Source organism: Lewinella sp. 4G2, assembly GCF_001625015.1.
Classification (GTDB): domain Bacteria; phylum Bacteroidota; class Bacteroidia; order Chitinophagales; family Saprospiraceae; genus Neolewinella.
On the sequence record NZ_LVWJ02000014.1, the window covers coordinates 1,080,066 to 1,095,371 of the forward strand.

A 15,306-nucleotide genomic window follows, 5' to 3' on the forward strand; every position below is an offset into this window, starting at 1 on the left:
GTCCTCAATACCCTACCTTCACCCTCCATGATTCGCCAAGCCTTTTTCTGCCTCACCCTCCTCCTCTCCACCTGCGCCAGCGCCCAAACCACCCCCACCCAGGACGCCCGCCCCCGCGTCGTCACCTCCGCCAGCATTTTTGCGGATATGGCCACCATGATCGCCGATACCTTCGTGCAAATCCAATCCATCGTGCCGATTGGGGGGGACCCGCACATCTACGAACCGACGCCCAGCGACGTCCGCCTCGTCGCCCAGGCCGACCTCGTGCTGGTGAACGGGCTCACCTTCGAAGGGTGGATGAACGAACTGATCGCCAACTCGGGGACGCGCGCCCGCACCGTACGCATCACCGAAGGGATCGGCGAAATCGCCAGCGAGGAATACGCCAACTCGGCCGACCCCCACGCCTGGATGACCGCCCAGAACGGCATGACCTACGTGCGCAACATCCGCGACGCGCTGATCGAACTGGACCCCTTCAACCGCGAGGTGTACGAATTCAACGCCGGCGTCTACCTCCAGCAATTGGAGGAGCTGGACCAGGCCATTTTCGAGCAGATCGAAACCATCCCCGCCGGCCAGCGGGTGCTGATCACGAGCCACGACGCCTTTCGCTACTTCGGCCGCCACTACGGCATCCGCGTCGAAGCGGCCCTGGGCACGAGCACCGACGCCGAGGTGCAAACCAACGACGTGCAGCGCCTCACCGAGATCATCCGCAACACCGGCGTGCCCGCTATCTTCGTGGAGACGACGATCAACCCCAAGCTGATTCGCCAGATCGCAAAGGACAACGGCGTTTTCATCGGCGGCTACCTCTACGCGGATAGCCTCGGGGAGCCCGATACGCCCGCCGGCACTTACGTCGGGATGTTGCGGCACAACGTCTCTACCATCGTGAAGGCCCTGCGCGGCGAACGCAACGCGAAGTACGAAGCCGAGAACCAGGAGACGAGCAGCCTGCAGACCTACTTTCTGCTCGGTGTGATTCTCGCCGTCATGGTCGGGGCCTTTTTGTACATGGTGCGCGTCCTGAACCGGGGTTGAGTACTCACGTTTGGTCGCTGCCCCCCGTCCCGAAGTCATATGCAAGCCAATCCGACGATTAAATTTCTCTTTCTGCTCTGCGCGCTGTTGTGCGCGGCGAACGTTGCCGCCCAAGTGGCCAAACCGCTGCCGTTGCCGGATGCGACGACGGGTAGCAGCCGCGCCACCAAACTGCGCGGCGAAACCCTCTTCGGCCTCGAGGCCACGGGTGGAGTGTTGGTCCCTATTTACCGCCGTTTCCAGGGTCAACGCTTCGAAAATCTGGACTGGCAACTTGGCGGCGGTGGCTTCCTGGGGGCCAACTTTATCCTCCTGCCCCAAAACGAAGTGTCCTTCTCCCTCGGCGCCGAATACCTTTACGAGCAGGGGACTTTCCAAAACTACATCGTGGGCAACGCGGGCGACGGCAATACCTTCCGTACGGGCGACATCATGGTCCGCGAACAACACCTGCGTCTCCTGTTGCAAATGCGCGCCAACGTGGACCGCTTCGCCCTCTACCTCGGCGGCCAGCTCTCCTTCGGTCTGCGCCGCGCCTACCGCTACGAATACGAACAAGTGACGGCCCAGCGTTTCGACCCCGAAACCGGCGCCACGGTCGGGCTCGATCCTCCCATCCGCATCAGCGGGGAAGACGATCGTAGGTATACCGACGGTGGCTACATCGGCCTGCTCTTCGGGGCCGGTTATTTCGTGACGGACCGCCTGATTGCCCGCATCCGTTACGACCTGGGTGTGCACTCCAATCTAGGCATCAATCGTTTCGATCGCCACGTCCGCCACCGCCTCGATCTGGGCGTGGATTACTTGATTCTCGGCAAGTAAATCGTATTCTTCTCGAAGCCGTTGTTGAAGCTGAAATTGGTCCGCCACCGCGCGCCCCACTTGGCTTTTGGGTCCAGGTCGCCCTCCCAGTTCAGGGCGCCGTGCGACTGGCTCACGACGGGCAGTTTCACTCCGTTGGCGAAGGTGTCGTAGGTGTACTTCATCATGATCGGCGTCGCCCGTTCGTAGGCCATTACCGTGAAGAGGAACTGGTCCACTAACCCGGTGTGAGGGTTCACGTAGAGCAGGTAGCGGTCCTTGGCTACCCCGACGTTGTCATTAAAGGTCACGTCCAGCAAATCGTAGTCGATGCCCTCAAATTCCCGCGTCCCCGCGTAGGCGAATTGCAGCCCCGGGTCGCTCATTTTTTGCATCATGGCCAGCCAGTAGTAGTTGGTCTTGCGGGTGAAGAGGGCGGATTTTAGCTCGTTCTCGTCCGTCGTTTCCACGTCGTCGATCCACACCCGCACGTTCTCCCCGTCGAAGTACTGCCGCCGGCGTTTCCCCTCCTTCGTCGTGCTCATCCCGTAGCTGATCTCCCCGTCGAAGATATACCGTTCGGTGCTGGTCCCCCGCTTGCTCGTGTAGGTGTATTCTACGTCCTTGAGTTGGTGCAAAGCATCCATCCCGCCCACGCTGTTCACCACGCGTTCTCGCAATTCCTCCGCCTCATTTTGGGCGCTGGCGCGGGTGCCGGGGAAAAGGGTCAGGGTAGCTAAGAGGAGGAGGGCTAGGGTACGCATGGGGTGGGGGCTTTTGGTTGAGGAGAATTCTTCCGTGGAAAGCAAGTAGACGTTTTGGGGTTTGCCTGGGTTCTCCGGTCACGTTCCCAGATGTCGGAATAGGACGAAGTAGGCACCACTACCGCCCCTCACAAAACAGCACCACCTCTCCCCCACGCCACCCGTGCAAGTGGTTAGGCGGGTAAGTGATTTCCGCTACCCGGAAACCAGCCTCACTCAGGCGCTGGCGGAGGCCCTTTACGGAATACTCCCGCACGTGGTCCGCTTGCCCGTAGGCCTGGAGGCGTTGGGCGGGGGTGGTCAGGCTGGGGTCCTCGTAGGTCTCCCCTTCGCGGAAGGGCGTCTGGATGAGGCACAATCCCCCGGGCTTCAGGATGCGGCGGAGTTCCGCCATCGCCGCCCGGTCGTCGGGAATGTGCTCGAGCACGTGGTAACAAACTACGATGTCAAACTGCCCGTCCGGCTCGTCGATGGCCGTAATATCGTAGCGCCGGTCGGCGGAAAACTCGCCTTCATAATCCGTAGTCAGGTAAGCAGCTGGGCCGGCTTCCCGCACCAGCTTATTTAAGATGGCCGGCGGCGAAAAATGCAAGATCCGCTGCCCCCGAATGTCCAGCTCCTCACTGAGGATTTGCCACAACCGGCGCGTCCTGGGCAGACTGCCGCAACGCGGGCACAGCAGATCTCCCCGCTCCAGTTTGACAAACTGGGAGAGACCGGTACCGCAGCAATTGCACTGGTAGGTGGAGCCGCGGTAGCGTAAGGAAGCCAGGTAGCGCAAGCGATCCTCGTTGGCCCGCAAAATGCTGGCCGGAAGGATGGATTTAGCTAGTGACTTGAGCTGCTCGTACATGGGAGCAAAAGTAGGGTATGGGGAACTTGGCGTTTAGGAACGGACGCTTTGAGGACGCCATCTCTTTCGCTGCGCTACAGAACTGGCGACGCTTCAAGGTCCTGACTACGGAGTAATGAGGTCCTTGGAGCGTGCGCAGCTCCTCCAAGCGTCCGGTCTTTAGCGTTATCAAGAGCTATCTCACCCCCCATCCATCAACCAAACCTCACAACCCTTTGAGGACGCCATCTCTTTCGCTGCGCTACAGAACTGGCGACGCTCCAAGGTCCTGACGACGGAGTAATGAGGTCCTTGGAGCGTGCGCAGCTCCTCCAAGCGTCCGGTCTTTAACGTTTTCAAGAGCTATCTCATCCCCTAATCCATCAACCAAACCTCACAACCCTTGGAGGACGCCATCTCTTTCGCTGCGCTGCAGAACTTGCGACGCTCCAAGGTCCTTACTACGGATTAATGAGGTCCTTGGAGCGTGCGCAACTCCTCCAAGCGTCCGGTCTTTAGCGCTTTCAAGAACTATCTCACCCCCTAATCCATCAACCAAACCTCACAACCCTCCGTACAATTCTGGCAAATATCAATCTCCGCCCGCCCCTTCAGCAGTTTGGTGCGGAAATCATCGTAGGCGGCGCCCTCCCAGATTTGGTCGAGGCTCTCCGCCTTCACGTCGCCGAGGCGGTGGGTGACGTCCTTATCGAAGCAGCAGGGCGCGACGAGGCCGTCCCAGGTGATGACGCAGGAGTGCCACAGTTTCCAACAGTGGTTCTGCAGTTTATTCTTGAGGCCGTAGGTGCCGTCCTCTTTTTTGTAGTAGCGGGCGTGGTCCTCATTCTCGGGCATGAGGGGGTTGCCGTGCTCGTAATCGTAGAGCTGCGCGGATTTGAACTTCACCTCGTCAATCCCAATCTCATCCGCCAGGCGGACGACGTCCTCCATCTGGTGCTCATTCGGCTTCACGACGAGGAACTGAAAAATGATGTGCGGCGTAGCCGATTGCAACTCCTTCTTGGCTTGCACGACGTTCCGTGCCCCCTGCAGCACGCTCTCCAGCTTACCTGCCTTGCGGTACTGTTCGTACACCTCCTGCGTCGTCCCGTCCACACTGATGATGAGCCGGTCCAGCCCGCTGGTGATCGTCCGTTCCGCATTGGCCTTATTCAGGAAGTGCCCGTTCGTGGAGGTGATGGTGTACACCCCCCGGTCACTAGCTTCCTTCACCATATCCAGAAAATCCGGATTGATGTACGGCTCCCCCTGAAAGTAAAAGATGAGGTAGAGCAACCGGTCGGCAATGTCGTCCATTGTCTTCCGGAAGAAATCCGCCTTCAGGTTCCCTGTCGGCCGGGTAAACTGCCGCAAACCACTCGGGCACTCCGGGCACCGCAGGTTACACGCCGTCGTAGGCTCAAAACTTACCGTAAAGGGCTTGCCCCACACCACCGGCCGCTGCAACCACCGCGTCGCGTAGTAGCTGGCGGCCACCTTCGTTGCGTTCACCACCCGCTTGGGCGTGAGCTTGCGGAGGAAGTTGAGGGTATCTTTTGGGTAGAGTTTGGGCATTAGAAATGATTCTCGATTCTCGATTCTCGATTGGCGATTCTTGATTGGCTACCGCTGCTACACGGGAGGGAGCACGCAGTGCGACAAAGCCGTGCGGTAGCTAAATCAGTCCTCACTTATCGAGAATCGAGAATCACATATCTTAAGAGTTCATCGAAGCCATAAACTCCCCATTATTCCTTGTACTCTGCATGTGCCGCATCAAAAACTGGAACGCTTCTTCCGGCTTCATATCCGCCAGGTGGTTGCGGAGGACGAACATGCGCTGCAGCACGTCCCGCTCCAACAGGAGGTCGTCGCGGCGGGTGCTGGACTTGGTGAAGTCGATGGATGGGTACATCCGTTTGTTGGCCAGGAAGCGGTCGAGTTGGAGCTCCATGTTACCGGTACCCTTGAACTCTTCGAAGATCACCTGGTCCATCTTGGAGCCCGTGTCGATCAGGGCGGTGGCCAGGATCGTCAGGGAGCCGCCACCGTCGATGTTACGGGCGGCACCGAAGAACTTCTTCGGCTTCTGCAGGGCGTTGGCCTCCACACCACCGGAAAGAACCTTGCCGGAGCTCGGCTGAACGGTGTTGTACGCCCGCGCTAAACGGGTGATGGAATCGAGGAGGATACAAACGTCGTGGCCGGATTCAACCATCCGCTTCGCTTTTTCCAGCACGACGTTCGCCACGCGCACGTGGTTATCCGCCGGCTCGTCGAAGGTGGAGGCCACTACTTCAGCTTTCACGCTGCGCTTCATGTCGGTGACTTCCTCGGGGCGTTCGTCCACCAACAGCACGATGAGGTAGGTTTCGGGGTGGTTTTCGGCGATGGCGTTGGCCACGTCCTTCAGCAGGAAGGTCTTACCGGATTTTGGCTGGGCCACGATCAATCCCCGCTGCCCCTTACCGATGGGCGTGAAGAGGTCGATCAGGCGCATCCCGTAGTCCTTACCGTCGGGCCGGCCGGAGAGGGTGAACTTCTCGGTCGGGAACTGGGCGGTGAGGTAGTCAAACGGTACCCGGTCACGAATGACGCGGGGCTCGAGGCCGTTGATTTTTTCCACTTCCAGCAGGGCGAAGTACTTCTCCCCTTCCTTCGGTGGCTTAACGGGGCCGCGCACGAGGTCACCCGTCCGCAAACCAAATTGCTTCACCTGTTGCTGGTTGACGTACACGTCGTCCGGGCTACTCAGGTAGTTGTAATCGCTGGAGCGCAGGAAGCCGTAACCGTCGGGCATCATCTCGAGGATGCCGGAGGACGTCACCAGACCGTCGAGTTTGTACTCGGGCTGGCGGGGCGTTTGGTTACGCTGGTTGCGGTTGTTGCCGCGTTCGTTGCGGTTATTATTACCGCGCTCATTCCGGTCATTATTGTTGTTCGCCCGGTCGTTATTGCTGCGGTCGGTACGTTCTGTGGCGCCGCGTTCGTTGCGTTCGTCTCCGCGCGCCCGGTCGGCGTAGCGTCCGCGTGGGGGGAGTTCTTCCCGGCCTTCAGCGGCGCGGCCCCGGTTGGCGTAGCGGGCTTCGTAGGCGTTGTCCTTGCCTTCGGGGGCGTCCTGGTTGCCGCGTCCGCGTCCACGTGTGTTGCGTGGGTTCTCGTCGGGGTCCTGGTCCTGGTTGCCACGGCCACGTCCACGGGTGGGGCGGGTAATTTCTTCGGGTTCCTGGTCTTCGTTCCGGCCCCGTCCGCGTCCGCGGGTGGGTCGGTTGTCGTCGATTTCCGGTTCTTCGGCTCGGCCTCTTCCCCGTCCGCGGCCGCGGGTGTTGCGGCTATCTTCGCGTTCGGCGTCGTCATCGTTGCGGCGTCCCCGGCCCCGTCCGCGGGTGTTGCGGCTTTCATCGGCGTCGGTTGTTTCGTCGCGATTGGATTTGCGGGCGCTGCCGCGGGTGCTGCGTTCGGTGGTTGAAGGGTCGTCGTCCGTTTTGCTGGAGCGGGCGCTACGGCCACGTCCTCTACTGGGAGCTTCGTCCTTGTCTTCCGTGGAGGTGGCGGCGCGTCCCCGGCCCCGTCCCCGGGTGGGTTTGGCGTCGTCGTCCTTAGGCTTGTCGTCCTTCATTGCGGATCTCTCCGCTTTTTCGTTTTTGGCCTTGGCGATGGCGGCGGCGCGGCGGTTGGGGACGCGGTCGGTATCGGAAGCGGCGGGTGGTTCTTTGGCAGTGCTGGTGCCCTGGACGGCTTGCTGGTCGAGGATCTTAAGGATGAGGTCCTGCTTATTGAGTCGCTTGTAGGATTTGAGTCCCATTTTGTCGGCCAGGTCCCGTAGTTCGGGGACCAGCATGGCCTTCAGTTGTGCTATGCTTAACATCTATTGTTGGAAGTGATACGGTATGAAAGAAGGTTGGAGGGGGAAAAGGCCGCGCGGCTGGGTTGGGATATTGAGTGGGCGCGACGGCGGTGATAATCGGGCTGCGGTGAAACTTTGGCGGCGCGCGCGGACCTAAAGAAGTAGGGCGCGGGCAGTTGCCACTTAGGAAAAAACAGCCGAAGGGGGAATGCGTGCCAGCGGTTACAGAACGTAAGCGCCGGCGGCGAGGCAGATTCGCTCGCGGTGGCAAATGTAGCCTTTATTTCGGAAGTCCGATAAAAAAGCCGTGTTACCTTTGCCGAAGGAACGCCCGGCCCCACAATTTTGTTGTCAATCAATGTTCCCGAAGTCCACCCAGCTCAATACTAGCCACTTAACACTAGAAACTACCTACTAGATACTAGCCACTAACCCCCGCACCCGCGGCAGCGCAAAAAAATCCTCCCCATGTTACAAGTAGCCACCCTCAGAAACGATCGGGAAAACGTTCTCGCCGGCCTCGCCAAACGGTACTTCCCGGACGCCGAAGCCACCGTGGACCGCATCATCGAGCTGGACGACCAACGCAAGGACATCCAAACCAAGAGCGACGCCATCCTCGCCGAACGCAACACGCTGAGCGGGCAGATCGGCCAACTCTTTAAGACGGGTAAGAAGGACGAAGCCACCGCCCTGCGCGCCAAAGTGGGCGAGCTGAAGGAAGAAATCGCCACCCTGCAGGAAGAAGCGACCACCGTAGCCGAGCAACTGGAAGAAGCGCTGCTCTCCGTACCCAACGTCCCCCACGAGCTGGTGAAACAGGGCCACGGCGAAGAAGAAAACGAAGTGTACCGCGCTTACGAAGGCGCCCTCCCCAAACTGGAAGGCGGCGCCAAACCCCACTGGGAACTGGCCGACGAGTACGGGATCTTTGACCTCGAACTGGGCGTAAAAACCACCGGCGGCGGCTTCCCCGTCTTCACCGGGCAGGGCGCCCGCCTGGCCCGCAGCCTCGTCAATTTCTTCCTGGACCGCAACACCGAGGCCGGCTACGTCGAATACCAACCCCCACTGCTGGTGAACGAAGCCACGGCCCGCGCCACCGGCCAACTCCCCGATAAGGAAGGGCAGATGTACCACGTTACGCGCGACGACCTTTACCTCATCCCCACCGCCGAAGTGCCGCTGACGAACCTCTTCCGCGGGGAGATCGTCGACAAAGAAAACCTGCCCGTAAAACTGACGGGCTACACCCCCTGCTTCCGCCGCGAAGCGGGTAGCTATGGCGCCCACGTAAGGGGCCTCAACCGCGTCCACCAGTTCGATAAGGTCGAGATCGTAGAGATCGCCGACCCCGCCACGAGCTACGAACGGCTGGACGCGATGGTCGCCCACGTCGGGCAATTGCTAACGGATCTCGGCCTGCCCTTCCGCATCCTCCGCCTTTGCGGTGGAGACACCGGTTTCACCAGCGCTATGACCTACGACTTCGAAGTCTGGAGCGCCGCCCAGGAGCGGTGGCTGGAAGTAAGTTCCGTCTCCAACTTCGAAACCTACCAGAGCAACCGCCTGAAACTGCGGTACCGCGAGGACAAGAAAACGACCCTCGCCCACACCCTGAATGGCTCCGCCCTGGCCCTTCCCCGCATCATCGCCGCCCTGCTGGAGAACAACCAGACGGCCGAAGGGATTGTATTACCTAAGGTACTGCACGCCTACGTCGGCAAGCAGCTGTTGACCCGTTAACCCTGATTCGTCAGGGCGACCTATGTATAGGAGGTGGTGCAATAGCAATGTTTCGACTGGGCGTTGATTACTATTTGAAGAGTGTACCGCTTATGTGTTACGCCTGAAACGTCTCCCCTCTCCCCCGGAGAGGGGCTGGGGGAGAGGGCTATTAAGGGCATGCGAAACTGTACATTACGTGGATAATTCTCAGCAGTACCACCAAAATTGACCAACAAAACTACCTAGCATGTTTAGTGGAGGCTACGGCATTTACATCGTCATCACCCTCGTTTTCGCCGGTATTGGTGGCCTGGTGAGCAACCGTTTGAAGAGTAAGTTCAAGCACTACGCCCGCATCCCCATGGCCGGGCAGATGAGCGGCGCCGAAGTGGCCCAGAAAATGTTGGACGACCACCAGATCCGCGACGTCCGCATCGTGATGGGCCAGGGTTTTCTGAGCGATCACTACAATCCGCAAACGAAGACGGTTTCCCTCAGCCCCGAAGTTTACCAGGGCCGGAGCATCTCCTCGGCGGCGGTAGCGGCCCACGAGTGTGGCCACGTCGTCCAACACGCCACGGCCTACACTTGGCTGACGCTGCGGAGCAAAATGGTGCCCGTCGTCCAACTCGCCAGCCGCGCCCAGGGCTTCCTGCTGATGTTCGCCATCGGTGGCCTGGCCGGTGGTTTCGGTGGGCTGATGCTGCAGATCACCATCGCCGCCTTCGCAATTACGACCCTCTTCAGCCTCGTAACCCTCCCCGTAGAATTCGACGCGAGTAACCGCGCCCTCGCCTGGTTGGATACCTCCGGCATCGTCCGCGGCGAAAAGCACGATGGCGCCAAGGATGCCCTCTGGTGGGCCGCAATGACCTACGTAGTCTCCGCCCTCTCCTCGCTGACGGTGCTGGTTTGGCTGATTTTGTCGTCTCAATCGCGGCGTTAGGAGAGTTGCGAGTTACAAGTTGCAAGTAGCGAGTAAGGATTCGATACTCGCAACTCGATACTCGCAACTTGATACTCGATACTCGCAACTTGATACTCGACACTCGCAACTCGATACTCGCAACTCAAACCCCTCCAATCTATATATTTGCCCCCAAGCAACAACCAACCAAGCCAACATGAGCGAATTACTAAGCGAACACCTGGAAGAAGCCAAAATGCTAATGGACGAGGCCATCGGCCACCTCGAATCCGAACTCCTCAAGATCCGGACGGGAAAAGCCAGCCCCGCCATGCTCAGCGGACTAATGGTGAAGTACTACGGCGCCCCAACGCCCATTAACCAAGTAGCGAATATCTCTACGGCGGACTCCCGCACGCTGACGCTCCAACCCTTCGATAAAACGGCCATCGGCGACATCGAACGCGCCATCTTCGAGGCCAACCTCGGCGTAACGCCCCAGAACGACGGCGACCTCATCCGCATCAACATTCCACCACTGACGGAAGAACGCCGCAAGCAACTCGCCAAGCAAGTGAAAGCTTCCGGTGAAGACGCCAAGATCGTCATCCGCAACATCCGCCGCGACGCGATGGAGGCCATCAAAAAGGAGGTCAAAAACGGCTACCCCGAAGATGCCGGCAAGCGCAAGGAGGACGAAGTCCAGGGTTGGGTCAACGGCTACAACAAGAAGATTGAAGAACACGTCGAGAACAAGGAGAAGGACGTGATGACGCTGTAAATCGGTAAATCAAGTCTTGTATTTCACAAGATCCCGGTAGGGATCACCGCGATAGGCCGGGATCAGGCTGGACCAAAGGTCCAGTCAGATCCCGGCCTAACCATTTTCCTACCTACTTTTGCGCTCCAATCCCGCATTTGTAAGCGGGCGAAAGCTTTATTCCCAATGATCAATATCAAATTTCCCGACGGCAACGTCCGCCAGTACGAACCCGGCACCTCCGCCCTGCAGATGGCCGAGAGCATCTCTTCCGGCCTGGCCCGCAACGTCGTTTCCGCCACCGTCAACGGTAAACTGACCGACCGCAACGTACCCATCAACGAGGACTCCACGATGGTTTTCCACACCTGGAACGATCAGGTGGGTAAGGAAACCTTTTGGCACTCCACGGCGCACCTTATGGCCGAGGCCCTCGAGGCGCTTTACCCCGGTATCAAGTTCGGCTACGGCCCCGCCGGCGAGAACGGGTTCTTCTACGACGTCGAGCCCCCCGCCGGCCAATCAATCAGCTCCGACGACTTCGAGACCATCGAAAAAAAGATGATCGAACTGGCGCGGCAGAAGAACGAGTACGTCCGCCGCGAAGTCAGCAAAGAGGAGGCCATCGCCTACTTCACCGAAAAGGGCGACGAGTACAAGCTCGAACTCCTCGACGCGCTGGAGGACGGCACCATCACCTTCTACACTCAGGGCGAGTTCACCGACCTCTGCCGCGGCCCCCACATCCCCAACACCGGCGCCATCAAGGCTGTCAAACTGATGAAGATCGGCGGTGCCTTCTGGCGGGGAGACGAAAAGAACAAGCAACTCACGCGCATCTCCGGCATCTCATTCCCCAAGGCGAAGGAGCTCAAGGAGTACCTCGAAAACCTGGAGGAAGCTAAAAAGCGCGACCACCGGAAACTGGGCAAGGAGCTCGAACTCTTCATGTTCTCCGAGAAGGTCGGCGCCGGCCTCCCCATGTGGCTACCCAAGGGCTACCAACTTCGCCAGCGCCTCGCGGCCTACCTCGAAAAGAAGCAGGAAGCCGCCGGTTACGAACAGGTTGCCACCCCACACATCGGAAAAAAGGAGCTCTACCAGACTTCCGGCCACTGGGATAAGTACGGTGAGGACAGCTTCCAACCCATCAAGACCCCCCGCGAGGGTGAGGAATTCCTCCTCAAACCCATGAACTGCCCGCACCATTGCGAGATGTACAAGTTCCGCCCCCGCTCTTACAAGGAACTACCCCTCCGCCTCGCGGAATTTGGTACCGTGTACCGCTACGAACAGACTGGGGAGCTCCACGGCCTGAGCCGCGTCCGGGGCTTCACTCAGGATGACGCCCACATCTTCTGTATGCCGGAGCAGGTGAAGGGTGAGTTCATCGCCGTCGTCCACATCGTTCAGGAAGTCCTGGGTATGATCGGTTTCGATGACGTTACCGCCCAAATTAGCCTGCGCGATCCCCAGACGCCAGAGAAATACATCGGCTCGGACGAGAACTGGGCCACTGCCGAGCAGGCCATCATCGATGCCTGTAAGGAAATCGACATCAAGACCGTCACCGAGTACGGGGAAGCCGCCTTCTACGGCCCCAAACTCGATTTCATGGTCCGCGATGCCCTCGGCCGCAGCTGGCAGCTGGGTACCGTCCAGGTCGATTACAATCTCCCCGAACGCTTCGAGTTGGAGTACATCGGTAGTGACAATGAGGCCCACCGTCCGGTGATGATCCACCGCGCGCCCTTCGGTTCGATGGAGCGTTTCACGTCCATCCTCATTGAGCACACGGCCGGTAAATTCCCCCTCTGGCTGGCGCCCGAACAGTTCGCGATCCTCCCCATCAGCGAGCGTTTCAACGATTACGCCCAGGACGTCAAAGCAAAGCTAGCCGAGCACGATATCCGCGGCCTCGTCGACGACCGCAACGAAACCATCGGCCGCAAGATCCGCGACAACGAGACCAAACGTATCCCCTTCATGCTCATCGTCGGTGAGAATGAGGTCGAGGCCGGCGGCGTGGCCGTCCGCGTCCAGGGCGAAGGCGACAAGGGCACGATGAGCGTAGCGGAATTTGTGGCGTTTTTTCAGGAGCAGTTGGTGTATTGATTTGGGTGGTCTGGGCGACAGACTACAAAAGCCCGGCCGCTCCGTTATACAGTCTGCAGTCTATATTCTGTAGTCTGTAGTGGCCTTGGGAAGATGACTACAGACTACAGACTAAATCTTCCCGGCCGCTCCAGGAACATCCAACTGCGCTACGCTTGGGTTGGAGGCCGTCTGGAGAGCCTGGTTACTGCAGACTATAGACTACTGACTACAGACTAAAACCGTACCCGCCCAATAGCCCGTAGGAAAAAAGGTGCCCCCGGCGTAAAGTGAATCTCTTCCGTCGGTGAAGTCTCATTAAACAAACGGCTTTCCGTTGCAAACTGAGTTTCCTCCCACTCCGTATCCAGCAAGTTCTGCGCCTCCAACCCGATCGTGAAGGCACCGATCCGGTAATTAAGGTTGGCGTCAACGATGCCGTAACCCTTTGCTACGATGCTGTTGTCCTCGTTAGCGGGCCGGTCCGCCAGGTAACGGTAACGGAGCCCGGCGGTCCACTTATCGGACTTATAGCTCAGCCCGCCCGTGCTCGTAAAGGGAGGGGCCAGGGGGATGTAATCCTCCCCTTCCAATTCTTCGGTACTCCGGGCGAATGCGTAGTTCACGTCCAAATCGGCAAACAGACCTCTGGCCAACTGAGCGCGGACCCCGAAGTCAACTCCTAAACGGCGGGTCTCACCACTGGGCTCAACGATGCCGGCGTCACCGACGTAGACGAATTCCTGGTCGAGCAGCAGCGCCCAGAGTGCTGCGTTGACGATCACCCCCGGGGTGGGGCGGTAAATGAAACCAAGATCACCACCGTAGGCCGCCGGAAGGATGTCGTCCGCCGAATTATCCAGTACCACACGGGTATCATTGGAATGGAACCCAATCCCGGTCTTCAAAAATAATTGCAACTCATTATTAGCATTGTACATGAAATTCAGCTTGGGGCTGACGCGGCTCGCCGTCTGCTCCTGCCGGTCGTACAGCGTCGCCAGTCCGTCCACGTAGTTGAACTGGAAGTAGTCGAAGCGAAGGCCGGTATTGATGAGTAAGTTGCCAAACTCCATCTCCCCGTTCACGTATCCAAAGAGGTTGCTCTCATCGATGTCTCCCTGCTGGACGAAACTGCGCTCCGTCGTACGGTTAATCGTATTGGCCAAGCCGTTATCATCGCTATTGTCGTAGCGTAAGCCGACGCCGGACTTGATCAACAACTCCCGATCAGCCACGTAAACGGCTTTGTTCAGTTCCGTGGACAAGCCAAAAATATCCCGCTCCTCCCGCTGGCGAATCTGATCACCGTTGACGGGGTCCTCCAGGAAGAAAGTAAAGTTGGAGAACAGCTCGAAATCGTACCGGGAGTAGAATGCGGACGTTTTCACAAAAGTGTTTCGGTCCACCACCTTGTTGTAATTGACGGCAACGTTCGTCCGGCTGGTGTACCCACCCTCCGTATCGTCGATGGCTCCGAAGCGGCCAATCAGACCACTTTCAACGGCACGAACCGGGATCTGCCCCGAGGCATCCCACTTACTCGTGAAGTGGCTGGCCAGCAGGGAAACCTTACTCTTGTCACGAAGTACGCCCGTGTATTTGCCCATCACGTTGAAGCGACTGAAGTGCTGGGAAGAATCGAAGGGGCCATCCGTCAGGGTATACGCCGTCGCCAAGTAGGCATTATGGTTATCACTGGAAAGCACGTCGATTAGGCTCGTCAAACGCCGGGTGTTGAAGCTACCGTACTCGATTCCGGCGCTGCTGGATTCAAGGCGTTCTTTTAGCGCGAAGTTGACGTATCCGGCCGTGTTGAAATTACCTACGTCCGCGTAGTAGGGACCCTTACCGAAATCAATTTTCTCAATGGTTTCGGGGATGATGAAGTGAAGGTCCGCATAGCCCTGCCCGTGGGCGTGGCTTACCATGTTCACGGGAAGGCCATCCACCGAGATGGCGACGTCCGTACCGTGGTCCACGTCAAAGCCCCGCAGAAAGATCTGCTCGGCCTTGCCTCCGCCGGCGTGTTGGCCAATGACCAGACCCGGGACGGAGCGAAGCACCTCCTGGGCGGAAGCTACCGGCCGTACCGCCAGGTCAATACTGGTAATAACGTTGAGGGCCTCAACACCGGGGCGGATAACTACCTCGTTCAGGTTAAAGCTCCCTTCCCGCATCCGGATCTCGATCTCTACGGGCTGGTTGGGTACCAATACAGTTTGGGTAAGGTAACCTAGGTAGGATATCATGATACTATCGCCGGCATCTACCTCATCGAGGGTGAAATAACCCAGCTCATTGGTGTGTGCGTGGTGCTCATGCCCGACGTGAATGACGTAGGCACCGATTACGGGCCGGCTGGCTTCGTCTACGACCCGACCGTTGAGGCGGTCTACCGGGTGGTTATGATCGTGGCCAGCATGGCTTTGCGCATTTAGCGTAGCGGTGAACGCTAAAGACAGGAGGAGGATAAGGCGGGAAAAGGATCTCATTGGGTGGGTGATGCTTATGAAATAA

The 15,306-nt window shown here is 58.8% G+C and carries 11 protein-coding genes; 6 read left to right on the forward strand and 5 right to left on the reverse strand.

The genetic code is table 11. From position 1 onward, the window contains the following. The first annotated feature begins 27 nt into the window (after nt 1–27). Together A3850_RS05710 and A3850_RS05715 are read left to right on the forward strand one after the other, a co-directional pair. Nucleotides 28–1,050: a metal ABC transporter substrate-binding protein gene (locus A3850_RS05710; protein ID WP_068214921.1), complete on the forward strand. Its 1,023-nt coding sequence runs from the start codon at nt 28–30 to the stop codon at nt 1,048–1,050. 39 nt (nt 1,051–1,089) lie between these two features. Then, on the forward strand, nt 1,090–1,875 hold the full coding sequence (locus A3850_RS05715; protein ID WP_068214922.1) for a hypothetical protein: 786 nt from the start codon (nt 1,090–1,092) through the stop codon (nt 1,873–1,875). On the opposite strand, the gene A3850_RS05720 is transcribed toward A3850_RS05715, so the two are convergent. The 4 genes from A3850_RS05720 to rho form a co-directional block, all read right to left on the reverse strand. Further along, nucleotides 1,854–2,618, reverse strand: coding sequence for a DUF6503 family protein (locus A3850_RS05720; RefSeq protein ID WP_157500923.1), 765 nt, complete (start codon nt 2,616–2,618; stop codon nt 1,854–1,856). The two genes, A3850_RS05715 and A3850_RS05720, sit on opposite strands and share 22 nt — an antisense overlap. A 118-nt stretch (nt 2,619–2,736) precedes the next feature. Then, the gene (locus A3850_RS05725; protein WP_082921642.1) at nt 2,737–3,471 is read right to left on the reverse strand and encodes a class I SAM-dependent methyltransferase; all 735 of its coding nucleotides are present in this window, start codon (nt 3,469–3,471) and stop codon (nt 2,737–2,739) included. Nucleotides 3,472–3,993: 522 nt separating this feature from the next. Then, nucleotides 3,994–5,025, reverse strand: coding sequence for an SPASM domain-containing protein (locus A3850_RS05730; protein WP_068214924.1), 1,032 nt, complete (start codon nt 5,023–5,025; stop codon nt 3,994–3,996). A 142-nt stretch (nt 5,026–5,167) separates the two neighbouring features. Further along, the gene (gene rho, locus A3850_RS05735) at nt 5,168–7,318 is read right to left on the reverse strand and encodes a transcription termination factor Rho (RefSeq protein ID WP_068214925.1); all 2,151 of its coding nucleotides are present in this window, start codon (nt 7,316–7,318) and stop codon (nt 5,168–5,170) included. A 447-nt stretch (nt 7,319–7,765) separates the two neighbouring features. Between rho and serS the strand changes: the two genes are divergently transcribed. The 4 genes from serS (at nt 7,766) to thrS (ending at nt 12,807) form a co-directional block, all read left to right on the forward strand. After that, complete coding sequence (gene serS, locus A3850_RS05740) at nt 7,766–9,043, forward strand: serine--tRNA ligase (RefSeq protein ID WP_068214926.1); 1,278 nt, start codon at nt 7,766–7,768, stop codon at nt 9,041–9,043. Between the two features lie 229 nt (nt 9,044–9,272). After that, a complete protein-coding gene (locus tag A3850_RS05745) occupies nt 9,273–9,971 on the forward strand; it encodes a zinc metallopeptidase (protein ID WP_068214927.1) in 699 nt (232 codons plus the stop codon). 178 nt (nt 9,972–10,149) lie between these two features. Next, nucleotides 10,150–10,713 carry a ribosome recycling factor gene (frr, locus tag A3850_RS05750; RefSeq protein ID WP_068214928.1) on the forward strand — a complete coding sequence of 188 codons (564 nt, stop codon included), beginning with the start codon at nt 10,150–10,152 and terminating at the stop codon, nt 10,711–10,713. Between the two features lie 165 nt (nt 10,714–10,878). Then, complete coding sequence (gene thrS / locus A3850_RS05755) at nt 10,879–12,807, forward strand: threonine--tRNA ligase (RefSeq protein WP_068214929.1); 1,929 nt, start codon at nt 10,879–10,881, stop codon at nt 12,805–12,807. A 215-nt stretch (nt 12,808–13,022) separates the two neighbouring features. Here thrS and A3850_RS05760 read toward each other — a convergent pair whose 3' ends face one another. Next, a complete protein-coding gene (locus A3850_RS05760; protein ID WP_068214930.1) occupies nt 13,023–15,281 on the reverse strand; it encodes a TonB-dependent receptor plug domain-containing protein in 2,259 nt (752 codons plus the stop codon). Between the last annotated feature and the right edge of the window lie 25 nt (nt 15,282–15,306).